This is a genomic window from Shewanella corallii (assembly GCF_023349125.1).
GTDB lineage: Bacteria > Pseudomonadota > Gammaproteobacteria > Enterobacterales > Shewanellaceae > Shewanella > Shewanella corallii.
Genome location: NZ_JAKIKT010000018.1, coordinates 19,819 through 31,964, shown reverse-complemented (window position 1 = coordinate 31,964; position 12,146 = coordinate 19,819). Strand labels below are relative to the sequence as shown.

At 48.4% G+C, this 12,146-nt stretch carries 13 protein-coding genes and 1 tRNA gene; 5 read left to right on the top strand and 9 right to left on the bottom strand.

Annotated features, from left to right (window positions below; all coding sequences use genetic code 11):
* Positions 1–35 precede the first annotated feature (35 nt).
* Positions 36–111, top strand: a tRNA-Lys gene (locus tag L2725_RS23025).
* A gap of 198 nt (positions 112–309) precedes the next feature.
* A complete protein-coding gene (locus L2725_RS23020) occupies positions 310–1,452 on the top strand; it encodes a DcaP family trimeric outer membrane transporter (RefSeq protein WP_249251121.1) in 1,143 nt (380 codons plus the stop codon).
* Between the two features lie 91 nt (positions 1,453–1,543).
* On the opposite strand, the gene L2725_RS23015 is transcribed toward L2725_RS23020, so the two are convergent.
* The 3 genes from L2725_RS23015 to L2725_RS23005 all read right to left on the bottom strand — a co-directional run bounded on the left by L2725_RS23015 (position 1,544) and on the right by L2725_RS23005 (position 4,558).
* Positions 1,544–2,161 carry a LysE family translocator gene (locus tag L2725_RS23015; RefSeq protein ID WP_249251120.1) on the bottom strand — a complete coding sequence of 206 codons (618 nt, stop codon included), beginning with the start codon at positions 2,159–2,161 and terminating at the stop codon, positions 1,544–1,546.
* Positions 2,162–2,285: 124 nt separating this feature from the next.
* Positions 2,286–3,326 carry a 4-hydroxyphenylpyruvate dioxygenase gene (gene hppD, locus L2725_RS23010; RefSeq protein WP_249251119.1) on the bottom strand — a complete coding sequence of 347 codons (1,041 nt, stop codon included), beginning with the start codon at positions 3,324–3,326 and terminating at the stop codon, positions 2,286–2,288.
* 71 nt (positions 3,327–3,397) lie between these two features.
* Positions 3,398–4,558 carry a homogentisate 1,2-dioxygenase gene (locus tag L2725_RS23005; RefSeq protein ID WP_249251117.1) on the bottom strand — a complete coding sequence of 387 codons (1,161 nt, stop codon included), beginning with the start codon at positions 4,556–4,558 and terminating at the stop codon, positions 3,398–3,400.
* Between the two features lie 282 nt (positions 4,559–4,840).
* Between L2725_RS23005 and L2725_RS23000 the strand changes: the two genes are divergently transcribed.
* Positions 4,841–5,752: a LysR family transcriptional regulator gene (locus L2725_RS23000; protein ID WP_249251115.1), complete on the top strand. Its 912-nt coding sequence runs from the start codon at positions 4,841–4,843 to the stop codon at positions 5,750–5,752.
* Positions 5,753–5,773: 21 nt separating this feature from the next.
* Here L2725_RS23000 and L2725_RS22995 read toward each other — a convergent pair whose 3' ends face one another.
* On the bottom strand, positions 5,774–6,226 hold the full coding sequence (locus tag L2725_RS22995; protein WP_249251113.1) for an EVE domain-containing protein: 453 nt from the start codon (positions 6,224–6,226) through the stop codon (positions 5,774–5,776).
* 133 nt (positions 6,227–6,359) lie between these two features.
* Positions 6,360–7,352 carry a cytochrome-c peroxidase gene (locus L2725_RS22990; RefSeq protein ID WP_249251112.1) on the bottom strand — a complete coding sequence of 331 codons (993 nt, stop codon included), beginning with the start codon at positions 7,350–7,352 and terminating at the stop codon, positions 6,360–6,362.
* Between the two features lie 384 nt (positions 7,353–7,736).
* Between L2725_RS22990 and L2725_RS22985 the strand changes: the two genes are divergently transcribed.
* Positions 7,737–8,573 (top strand): type 2 periplasmic-binding domain-containing protein, encoded by an 837-nt coding sequence (locus L2725_RS22985; RefSeq protein ID WP_249251111.1) that lies wholly within the window; start codon positions 7,737–7,739, stop codon positions 8,571–8,573.
* A 22-nt stretch (positions 8,574–8,595) separates the two neighbouring features.
* Here the strand turns inward: L2725_RS22985 and L2725_RS22980 are convergent, their stop codons facing one another.
* Positions 8,596–9,003 carry a YccF domain-containing protein gene (locus L2725_RS22980; protein ID WP_248935680.1) on the bottom strand — a complete coding sequence of 136 codons (408 nt, stop codon included), beginning with the start codon at positions 9,001–9,003 and terminating at the stop codon, positions 8,596–8,598.
* Positions 9,004–9,217: 214 nt separating this feature from the next.
* Between L2725_RS22980 and L2725_RS22975 the strand changes: the two genes are divergently transcribed.
* Positions 9,218–10,147, top strand: coding sequence for a pyridoxal-phosphate dependent enzyme (locus L2725_RS22975; protein WP_249251110.1), 930 nt, complete (start codon positions 9,218–9,220; stop codon positions 10,145–10,147).
* A gap of 135 nt (positions 10,148–10,282) precedes the next feature.
* On the opposite strand, the gene L2725_RS22970 is transcribed toward L2725_RS22975, so the two are convergent.
* The 3 genes from L2725_RS22970 to L2725_RS22960 all read right to left on the bottom strand — a co-directional run bounded on the left by L2725_RS22970 (position 10,283) and on the right by L2725_RS22960 (position 12,021).
* Positions 10,283–10,459, bottom strand: coding sequence for a hypothetical protein (locus L2725_RS22970; protein WP_115134603.1), 177 nt, complete (start codon positions 10,457–10,459; stop codon positions 10,283–10,285).
* Positions 10,460–10,796: 337 nt separating this feature from the next.
* Complete coding sequence (locus L2725_RS22965) at positions 10,797–11,453, bottom strand: ChrR family anti-sigma-E factor (protein WP_249251109.1); 657 nt, start codon at positions 11,451–11,453, stop codon at positions 10,797–10,799.
* Complete coding sequence (locus L2725_RS22960; protein WP_428985315.1) at positions 11,446–12,021, bottom strand: sigma-70 family RNA polymerase sigma factor; 576 nt, start codon at positions 12,019–12,021, stop codon at positions 11,446–11,448. Before L2725_RS22960 ends, L2725_RS22965 begins: the two co-directional genes overlap by 8 nt.
* Positions 12,022–12,146: the final 125 nt, after the last annotated feature.

Below are 12,146 nucleotides of genomic sequence, written 5' to 3'. Positions count from 1 at the left end.
TTCGGGAGAGCGTTCTTCGGAACACAACACAATATGGGTCGTTAGCTCAGTCGGTAGAGCAGTTGGCTTTTAACCAATTGGTCGAAGGTTCGAATCCTTCACGACCCACCACTTCTTCTCGAATCCTTCACCCTCATCACTACTCCTTAATTCCTGACTCACTCAGCATGCCTGCTATTCGCATCTATTTGGCAGTTAATTCATTTTTGGTATCTGTATACCTTCGTCTTATAGACCTATTGCTAATATTGCTACGCCTTAAGTTTGTTCATATTTCTCTAAGAAAAATACAAAAGGGGAGTGAACAGAATGAAACAAGCAAAGCTTGCTGCAGCGATCTCAGCCGCCTGCGTGCTGGCCAGCCCAATGGCAGCAGCGGAAACCGACTTTACATTTGGTGGTTATATTAAAGCTGATGTGATGTTCAGTGATTACAGTAATGGCGCACCTGCTTCCGGTCAGTTGTCCCGCCAGTTTTATGTGCCGGGAACCATTTATGGCGACCCGAATAATGGCAAGCAAGTGGTCGATTTTCAGGCTCGTGAGTCCCGTTTCAACTTTAAAACTGTCTCAGATATTGGTGGCCATAAAGTAACAGCTTTTATCGAAATGGACTTTTTCACCCATTCGGACGGTAACGAACGTGTTTCCAACAGCTATTCTCCGCGCCTGCGTCATGCCTTTGTCAGCTATGACAACTGGTTGGTAGGTCAAACCTGGAGTACTTTCCAAAACCCGGGTGCGCTTCCTGAGAACCTCGACTTTGTTGGTGCCGCAGATGGTACGCCTTTTGTCCGCCAGAGCCAGGTTCGCTATACCAATGGTAACTGGCAGCTCTCTATTGAAAACCCTGAAACCACGGTAACGCCTTATGGTGGTGGTGCACGGGTGGTTAGTGGCAGCGGCTGGGTACCTGATTTTGTGGCCCGCTATAACTTTAAAACCAGTGATGGCGGTAAATTTGCGCTTGCGGGTATCGCCCGCCAGTTAACCCTGGATCAAAACGGCGTAGACTCTACCGATCTGGGTTATGGCGTCACTTTCTCCGGTGTCATTCCTGTCGGTGACAAAGATGACTTCAAGTTCACCGCTACTTATGGCGATGGTCTGGGACGTTATCTGGCACTGAACTATGCCAATGCAGCTGTGTTGAATGCCAGCGGTGATCTGGAGGCGATAAGCTCCTATGCCGGTTTCGTCTCCTACCGCCACTGGTGGAACGACCAATGGCGCAGCAGCATCACTCTGTCCGGCTTTAAAGCGGACAATGATGTAGCACTGACAGGAGGAAATGTGAACGAAACTTCCTATTCAGGCTATATCAACCTGTTGTACTCGCCAATTAAGCCGCTCACCGTGGGTGTGGAATATATGCATGCAACCAACGAGCGTCAAAACGGCTTTGAAGGTGATCTGAACCGTCTGATGTTCTCGGTTAAATATGTGCTGTAACTGAAATGCTGAACAAACCCACCTTCATACTGGAAGGTGGTTTTTATCATATTGAGAAGCTCAGGTTAATTGGAACAGGGAGAGCAGAGCGTTACCCCAGAGCCAGCCACAGGCCAACACCTACCATCAGAGTGCCTGCAATACGGTTAAGCCAGCGAATATTGTCGCCACGGGACAGGAATATTCGAAGCGTTTTACCACCTGAAGCGTAGGCCAGCATAGAGCCGAACTCTGTCATCAGAATAATCAGAACCAGAGCTGCCAACTGCGGTGCCACAGATTGCTCCACATTAATGAAAGGGGGTAGTAATGACACCATAAAGGCCCAACCTTTTGGATTGGCAATGGCGGTAATGAATCCCTGTGAGATTAACGCGATGTTGGATACTTCCGGCGGTGCGCCTTCCACAATAGCCATTTTGCCACGTGAGCGCCACATGTTGATGCCGATATAGATAAGGTAAGCGCCACCGACCCATTTGAGGAATTCAAATACCACAGGGTACTTTAGCATTAGTGCCGCTACGCCAATCACAGCGGAAATGGCAACCACAGCGACACCGACCAGTTCACCCAGCATCATCCACAGGGTACGGCGAACGCCAATGCTCATCCCCAATGTCATGGCCAGGGTCATACACATTCCCGGGGTGATGGCTACAAAGAAGAAAGTCGGGATAAACACCGCGAGCAGTGCGATATCAGGCATAGGAAGTTATGTCTATTTTATACAATGTTAGGGTTGCCGGATTTTAGTGGATTCCCGTGATGAAGAAAACCGGCATTCCCCGAGGGAATGCCGGTTTTTTCAAGCTGAATAACTACAGTGAGAGTTACAGCACACCGCGCTTCATCTGGTCACGTTCGATAGACTCAAACAGTGCCTGGAAGTTACCTTCACCGAAACCCAGGTTGTTCTTACGCTGGATGATTTCGATAAAGATAGGACCGAACAAATTCTTGGTGAAAATCTGCAGTAGATAGCCTGAGTCATCGCCATCTACCAGGATCTGGTGATGCTTGATGCGATCTCTGTCTTCGGTAACCTGAGGAACCTTGTCGAAGATGGTGTCATAGTACTCAGGAATAATATCCAGAGTTTCAATTGAGGTGCCTTCCATCGCATCCAGAGAGCCGACGATGTCGCGGCTGCGGAACGCCAGGTGCTGTACGCCTGGACCGTCATATTCACGCAGATACTCATCAATCTGGTTACTGTCGTTACCCTTGCCTTCATTAATCGGGATGCAGAAGCTGCCATCCGGTGAGCGCAGAGCGTACGAGAGAAGCGCTGTCTGGACACCGCTGATGTCGAAGTAACGCACTTCGGTAAAACCAAAGATCTCTTTGTAGAACTTGGCCCAGTGTTCCATGGTGCCCTTGTAGACATTGTTGGTCAGGTGATCGACTTCCATAAAACCTTTGTCAGCCACGATTTGTGGCTTGGCCAGATCTTCAAAATCAGTGGTATAGATGTTGTTGTCCGGGCCAAAGGTGTCAATAAAGTAGATCAGGCTGTCTCCAATACCGTAAATGGCCGGATAAGGCATATCCTTGTGGCAATCATTGGCAGGCTTGGCACCGCGCTCTACTGCTGTTTTAAAGGCGAATTCAGCATCTTCTACACGCCATCCCATAGAGCAAATAGCAGGACCATGGCTCTTGGCGAACTCAGCAGAGAAACCGGCACGTTCGCGGTTCAACAAAAAGTTAATGTCATTCTGCTTGTAGTAGTAGATCTCTTTATCTTTGGCTTTTTTCAACATGGAGAAACCAAAGTCGATAAACACCTGGTGCATGAAATCCGTGTCGGTCGTGGCAAATTCGGTAAATTCGATGCCCATCAGGCCCAGTGGATTCTGTTCGCTTGCCATGGTTGTGTCCTCTTTCAATAGTTTGCCGGCTCTATTGGCCGTTTGTTCAAATTGGTTTTCAAAAATCGACGTTACTCTTCCAGCCAGGAGCGGTTATAGTCCTGGCTCATGCAGTCACGTACATTGTCTGTCAAATTCAGTGGCGCAAAGGTGTCTACCATCACCGCATATTCATAGGTTTCTGTCTTGCCGATCGAGGCTTCAGTCTTACCCGGCTGCGGGCCATGGGGCACACCTTTTTGGTGTAGGGTCAGATACCCAGCTTCAATGCCTTTTCGGCTCATAAAGTCGCCGTCGACGTAGTAAAGCACCTCGTCGCTGTCGATATTGTTGTGGTAGTAAGGGGCCGGAATCGCCTTGGGATGGAAGTCATACAGGCGCGGCACAAAGTTACAAATCACAAAGTTGTGAGCGGTAAACACCAGATGATCAGACGGTGGCAGATGAATTTTACCTACCTTGGGAGCGTACTCCTGAATGTTGAAAGCCCAGGGATAGACACAGCCGTCCCAGCCAACCAGGTCAAAGGGGTGCCATTGCAGCTGAATTTGCTGGTATTTATCACCAAACTTGCTGATCAATGGGAAGCTGCCTTTCTCTACAATTGCATCCTGCAGTTCCGGTACCCGGATGTCACGCTCACAATAAGGTGCTGACTCCAATAGCTGACCATATTCGTTGCGGAAGTGTTTAGGCACCTCCACCATGGAGAAGGCTTCAATCACAAACAGGCGAACATTGTCGTAGCTGTCGAATTTAAGCTGGTAAGTGGTGCCTCTGGGAATTACCAGATAGTCCCAACGCTTTACCTCCAGCACACCATACTCGCTGTATAGCTTACCTTCGCCCTCATGGACAAAAATCACTTCATCAGCATAGGCGTTACGGTAAAAGGTGTCGGTATCTTCAGTGACTGACGCGGTATACATGGCGACATCGTTGTTGAAGAACAGCTTATTACGGGCGCTATAGAAGTTACCCTGTTTATCCGCTTTACGGGAGTCCAGTTTATAGTTCTGGATCAGACTGTCCTGCCAGCTGTCACCGTGGCCAATGTTCAGCGCTTCTACTTCCAATGCCTTGGTGGGCATGTTGTGGTGATACTTGTTGGAGTAGATATTGGCAAAACCATGGGTGGAGAACAGCTCTTCCCGATAAAGCTCTCCGTTTGGTTTTTCAAACGCTATATGTCTTTTGGAGGGCACTTGTCCCTGCTTTACATAAAACGGCATATCAGTCTTCCTTTTCCTTACTCAGTTTGCACTTGCGTTCGTTGCTTATCTTTATGGGCAGGCAAAGCTGATTCTGTGATCTTGTTAACAATCTAGTTGCACAGATTAACAAAGAAAAGAATAATAAATGGGTTAACTCAATCAAAAAATTAGATGGTAATGTTGGCGTTACAAGAGTTGGGCTATAGGGCTGGCAGCGTTGGCGGCCATAATCCGCAGCTGACGCGGCTAATTGTGATATCAGATACTTGGTGTGTCACGGCAGCGTGACAGGGAGCAGCAGTGAAAATCGATATTGAGAGCTTTAAAGTTCTGCAGGTGTTGGTGGAGTGCGGCAGTTTTGCAGCTGCAGCTGAGAAGCTACATAAGGCTCAGTCTGCCATCAGCTATCAGGTAAAAAAGCTGGAGCAACATCTGGGAGTCACACTTTTTAGTCGCGATAAATACCGGGCTGAACTGACCCCTGAGGGCAGGGCTATCCTGGCGGAAGGACAAAAGCTGTTGGCGCAAATGGCCAATATTGAACATTTGGCACAAAGTTACAGCGATGGCTGGGAGCCAAGGCTTGAGATGGTCATCGATGGGGCTTTGCCCATGGAGCCGATCCTGGTCGCCCTTAAACGTATGGCAGAGCACAAGGTGCCGACAAAAATCCAGTTGTCGGTTGAGTTTTTGGGGGGAGTGCAACACAGATTCGAACGGGATAAAGCCAACTTGATGTTGGTAAAAGACTTTCGTGGTGCACTTCAGTATGACCCCAGAGATCTGCCTGAAATAGCCAGTGTTTTGGTGGTATCACCAGCTCACAGGTTAGCCGGGATGAAACAGGTGCAATTGCACGAGCTGCAGCAGCATGTAGAGCTGACTATTGAGGACTCGTCACCGGATTTTGGTTATCAGGACGATATGCAGTTCGGTGGCGATAAGGTGTTTTATCTGTCTGGCTTTGTGATGAAGAAAAGCGCCCTGCTTAAGGGGCTGGGTTTTGGCTGGATGCCGGATTATCTGGTAGAGGAGGAGCTCAAAGCCGGAAAGCTGGCCAGAGTAGATTATGCCGGAGGAAATCGGTTTACCTTCACTCCAAGGCTGGTATCTACCCGGGAGCGGCCCTTGGGGCGCGCAGGACAGCTGTTCACCCAACTGATATTAGAAGAGTTCAGCCGGCCCGGGTTTTATCATGATGCGCTTGGCTAGAGGCGCATCATGATGCAGTGATCAGGCACCCATAGCGAGCACTTGCTGCCACTCCTGCTCCGTGACTGGCTGAATGCTCAGACGACTGCGATTGACCAGCGCCATGGTATTTAATTCCGGACAGGCTTTGATACTGCTCAGGGTTACAGGCTTAGCCAGCTTACTGATAAAGCTGATATCAACCATCTGCCAGCGTGGATTTTCCGGTGATGACTTGGGATCGAAGTACTTCGACTCAGGGTCAAATGCTGAGAAATCTGCATAGGGCTGGGATGCCACTTTGGCGATGCCCACAACCGCAGGGACTTTGCAGCTGGAGTGATAAAACAGAACCTGATCGCCAATCTGCATGCTGTCACGCATAAAGTTGCGGGCCTGGTAATTACGTATACCTGTCCAGGGTTCCTGTCCCACTTTTTGTAAATCATCAATGCTGAACTCATCGGGTTCAGACTTCATCAGCCAATAGTTCATTGTTTTAAATTCCTTGCTTTAACATCTGCATAGTAACAAGCAGTCCATTGATAGCAAAAGAAAAGCGCCGCATAGTGCGGCGCTTGTTGATGCTTGTCCTGAGCTCAGTTGGGCTCAGGCCCGACTTTCTGACTTAGTCCGCCACAAATGGCTGTGGACGAGGCGTCTTGTGGTTGGACGGCGGCAGAATAGGCAGCGTGATCTGTGGCTGCTCTCCGGTCAGTGACTTCAGGAAACTCACCATCTGAGCGGTTTCCTGTTCAGTCAGAGATTGACCCAACTGGATATCAATCATGGTGTTTACCGCTTCTTCCAGAGTCCACACGCTGCCGTCGTGGAAGTAGGGGTAGGTCAACTCAATGTTACGCAGGGTTGGTACTTTAAAGACGAATTTGTCAGCTTCTTTGCCGGTGACAGCCTTACGACCTTCTGCCGGATTATCTGTGTGGTAAGGCTTAATCAGACCCATCTTCATGTACATGGTACCGCCCACTGCCGGACCGGAGTGACATGCGATACAACCACGGTCTTTAAACAGTTGGTAACCGGCTTTGGCATCGGCCGTGATAGCCTGCTTATCACCTTTCAGATACAAATCGAACGGACTGTTCGGTGTCACCAGAGTCTTTTCAAAGGCCGCGATGGCGTCAGTGATTCGGTCCATATCGACCTTGTCATCACCATAGACCTCTTTAAATACTGCGCGATAAGCAGGCATAGAGGCGATAGTGTCTACAGACAGTTCATGGGTGAAACCCATCTCTTTAGGGTTGGCAATAGGGCCGCCAGCCTGCTCTTTCAGGTCCTTGGCGCGACCATCCCAGAATTGCGCCAGCATATAGTCAGCGTTCAGAACAGTCGGCGCATTGATCGGGCCTTCTTGCCATTGGTCACCGATAGAGGTTGGAATGGCATCAACACCGCCAATTGACAGGTTGTGACAAGAGTTACAGGAGATAAAACCTGACTTCGACAGACGTGGTTCAAAGTACAGCATTTTGCCCAGCTCTACCTTTTCAGGTTGTGTGATTTTAGCTGGCTCAATAACTTGAATCGGCTCAGCGGCAAAAGCCGGGGCGCTCAATGCAATACTGATGCATAGGGAGGTCAAAGTGACGGTTTTCATCTGTAGCTTCCTTGGTAACCATATTATTTGTAAGGATATAAAGGGAGTTTAATGGTTTTTGTAAGATATTGAAAAGTAGAATGTTTAGATTGGTTCTATCGTAGCTTTGGATTGGTTAACTGTGACCATTCTCTCTGTACATGCAGCGTAATGCTGGTAGGAATAGTGAATTGTTTTACTCATGCGGGTATAGTTGACACCTCATGCGTGATAACGGTCACGATTCTATTTGCGGTATTTACATTTATCGCGAGCAGGGTTTATCGGTTTTAATTAAGGGCGTTTCGTTTATCTATTGTGGCAAGCCGATAGCTTCACCCTTCCAATAATATTTTCAAAACAGCTTCAAGCAGAATTCACCCAGTTACGTTATTCGGAAATCGGATGCTGACTATACTCAGAAGACTGAATCCGGATTGGGGTAAGCAGGACAATCCAGGATTGTCATCGCGGGAGGATAAGATGCGACGAACGAGAAACTGGCAGCTTTCTGTGCTGATCTTAGCATGTCTGCTGCTGACACCATTTACTCCGAAGGCTGACACACTCCATTTGACTGCTGTGTATTGGCCTCCTTATGCGGGGCCGACGCTACCGGAACAGGGCGCGGCTGTGTATGTCATTAAAAAGGCGCTGTCTGCAATGGGTCATGAAGTCAAAGTAGACTTCTATGGGGCTGGACGAGCCAGCAAGTTGGTGGGTAAATCAGGCAGTAAATATTTGGGTTATCTTCCGGTTTACGAATATCAAAACAGCGACTTTGTGTTTTCAAAGCCTGTAGCAACCAGCCCTATTGGCTTGGTTGAGATGAAACTGCATCCATTAAGCTGGCTGGAAATGGATGATCTGCGGAACTTTACTCTTGGGGTTGGGCCTCAGGTGTTGGGCATACCTGAAGTATCCCCCTGGCTCGAAAGTGATAAACAGCCCAAACGGGAGGCCACATCGGATTTACAGAATATCAGAATGGTGGCGACGGCCCGGGTTGATGGCGCCGTAATGGATATGAATGTCGCCGAATACCTGCTGAAGTCCGACAGCTTACCCGGGGTGAGCAGTAAACTTCAGTTTGGTCGGCGCTTGCTGGCAGAGCCCAGTTTATTTGTAGCGTTTCAACGGAGTGAAGAGGGACGCCGGTGGTTGGATATACTGAATCAGGGCCTGAATACGCTGGATACTCAGGCCCTGCTGAATGCCTACTGGCGAGAGTTGAACAACTAAGCTCAAATTCTCGTGATTAAGCTTAAGTTCTCGCGACGACAGTTTGACCTATGGGCATCAAGCTGAGAATGGCGAGTTTAAGATGCTGTAGGCCGAATGGAATACCAATAATAGAAAGGAAACATCCTACCGCCAGCGTCAGATGGCCGATACCCAACCAAAGTCCAAACAGCAGGAACCAGATAATGTTACCTATCATTCCTGCAGTTCCGGTTCCAATGTCGTCATGACCCGTGACCTGTTCACGATTGGCGATATCCTGTCCAAATGGCCAGAACGCCAGTTCGCCGATCACGAAGCAGGCTCGACCAAAAGGAATACCAATAATACTGATAAAACAAAGCACTCCTGCCAGCCACCATGCCAGGCCCATCACCAAGCCTCCGGTAACCAACCACAATATGTTCAGGATTAAACGAATAACAGGCATAAATCAGCGCTCCCACAAAATTATCGCTATAGTAACTTCGGATATAAGCAGTTTCTGTGCCATAAGTTAACTTGATGATATTTAATGGAAAGTTATGCCTGCTTGCCGGGCTTGATGAAAAGAAGCACTGTTTATTGATATTTTTCGCCAAGCTATCAGCCAAATGAGTCATCTGGTATAGAATTGCCCTCTATTTTCATTTTCTTATTTCAATATGCAGCTGGCAAACTCTCCCATTGAACAAAAACAGTTACTGGGACTCGACGTTTTTATCAAACGGGACGACCTTCTTCATCCCGCATTCGGAGGCAACAAGGCCCGCAAGTTTTCGGCGTTGTTGGAGATGGATTTTTCCGATGTAGATACGTTAATAGGTTATGGCTCTGCCCAGGCAAACTCTCTCTTTACCATGGCGTCATTGGCACAGCTCAAAGGTTGCCAGCTTGAGTTTTATGTCGACCGCATCAGCCAATGGCTCAAGAACAATCCCAATGGTAATTATCGGGCTGCATTGGAACTGGGGGCCCGGATTATTGAGGTGGGTGAGTTGGACGACAGGGAAGGACTCAGTGTCGCTGAATATATTGCCCAAAAGGTGCTGCCTTATAAACAAGGGGCTCTGTTTGTACCTGAAGGGGGACGATGTCATTTGGCGGCTTCAGGGGTTGAGCAGCTGGCACTGGAACTGGCTGAGTGGCAACTGGCTCAATCAAAAGATAAGGTCCGGGTAGTGTTGCCATCCGGTACCGGCACGACTGCGCTGTTTCTTTCCAGATACTTTTTCAGTCAGCAGTTGGATATCCGTGTATTAACTGTCCCGGCAGTGGGAGGAGAGGACTACCTCAGGCTGCAATTCAATGAGCTTGAGCCTGATAGCAGCTTGCATCCTGATATTGTTGAGCTGGGCCGTAAGTATCATTTCGGCAAGCTTTATCCTGAGTTTATTACTCTTTGGCTGCAGGCCTGCGCCTGCGGTGTTGAATTTGAACTGCTTTACGATCCCGTTGGTTTGATGGCACTTCAACAGGCTTTTACTGCAGAGCCTGATGCTACCTGGATCTACATCCATCAGGGAGGCGTACTTGGGAACGAGACCATGCTGCCAAGGTATCGGCGGAAATTCCCGGGGTTGTTTGTGGGGTGATGCTCTTCGGTCAGGCTCATCTGCTTTTTGTTGCAGATGTCATCCTGACCGTTTTTGAGTTTCTTGCATCTTGAGAGGTAACACTCGCTCTGATGTTAGGGTGAGGCAGAGCCGTGATAAGAGTGTTTTTCTTGATTAGCGTTGGTTTGGATTAAGCAACCACTTCATAAACTTCAGCGCTTCAGTACGCTTTGAGAAGGTTTGCTTGTTCTTTCCCTGTTTGTCTGTAAAAGCAATAGAGTTTTTATTGATGGAGATGGAATCTACCGGAAAACAGACGTTAATTTCGTGGTTATCAATTTTGTATGACATAGTCACACTCCTTTATTCTTCTTTATTTCGCCTTAGGGGCGAATAAATAGGTTCAATAAACATATCCTCAGTTCCGGCAGCCACGGAACAGTGATGGTGTGTTGGTTCAAGCATTGACCCAAAATCCAGTTTCAGCAAGTCAACCACATTCATATGACGAAAATGTGAAGCCTTGAAGAACTTGGTTTTGTCTGGGAAAACCCTGAGAGGTCAATCCTGGCGAGAGATCAGACGGTTAATAAATGCCCGACCCGCAGTAATATTAGCAATGGTTTTGGGATTGTCAATTCTGTTTGGATAACAATCGGGCGACAATGTGTCGCCCGTACCACAATTTTCAATAAATAAGTTCACCAATGGGATTCAATAGCTTGGTTATCCCCTTGGTAAAGTAGAGCGGCGCATCTACCACTGTATAACACAGGCAACCTGAATTGGTTCTGGGGGAATGCTCATGTTCGCTGCTCATCACGATGAAATCTCCGGGGTGATACTCGTTATATTCGTCGCAAAAGTCGCCGGACAACAGTAAGGTTATCTCTTGACCCTTGTGAGTATGCGCAGGGATTTCACCTCCGGCACCTATGTGCAGCAGGCTGGCCCGGGCTTTATTCTCGGCAGTGTCGAAACGCATGCGATTCACCTTGCCGATGCCGCTCCAACTGTCCTGAAGTTGGTGGCGGAAGGCTTTGGGTAACTTGTATTGCTCCCCATTTACCTCAACCATGGCATCTGGCGTTACCTCTTGCGGGGCTGTAGGTTTCGACATGATATCTTCCAACATACTGTCGAAATTAAACTCGCAAAGGTCGGTTTCTGTACAAGCTTCGGCCTCAAGGGTCTCCTGGGCAAACGCCGCATTCATTTTGTGGACTTTATCCTGGCATACCTGACACATTTCGCAGTGTGCTGAGACTGCAATGCTCATGGATAACGGAAGCTCTCCGGCTACATGTGCCTGCAGCAGGGCGTCGCTGGGGTGATACTTAATCATGATGCTTCTCCAGATAGCTTCTCAGTTTTTCTAGCCCAAGGCGTAATCTTGATTTAACAGTCCCTATGGGTATGCCCAAACGTTCGGCAAGCTCCTGCTGACTGAGCTCCTGCAAGTAAACTCCCTGTACAATCTGACGTTGAAGTGGAGGGAGCTTGTCCATGTTTTCCAGCAGCTTGTCGGACATCTTATGGTCAGACATACCGTCGCCGGATTCCACATCTTCGAACAGTGGCCAGATATCATCGCCAAAGGCATCTTCGCGATTGTGCTGGACTTTACGCAACATGTCGAAGCACTGGTTTCTCATGATTGTAAAGACCCAGGTACTTACCGCGCCTTTGTCAGCATTAAACAGGTGCGCTTTGGTCCAGACTGTTGTCATGGTCTCCTGCAGTAAATCCATCGCCAAACCTTGTTGCCCAAGACGTTGGACGCCAAATGCCCTGATCTTGGGAGAAAAAAGCTTGAACAACGCGCCAAACGCTTGTCTATCTCTGTGCTGAGCAACTCGCATTATTAGCTGCTTTTGCTCCTGTGCCTGCATCGACTGCTCTTTCGCTTCCATGTTTATCCCTGGTGCATGATAACTGCTTTGATGGTAGCGATTTCCGACACTTTTTGCCGTTTGTTTTTGCATAATTCTGACCGAATTTATTCCATTCAAATCCAAATACGGCTAGCAAGGGGAAA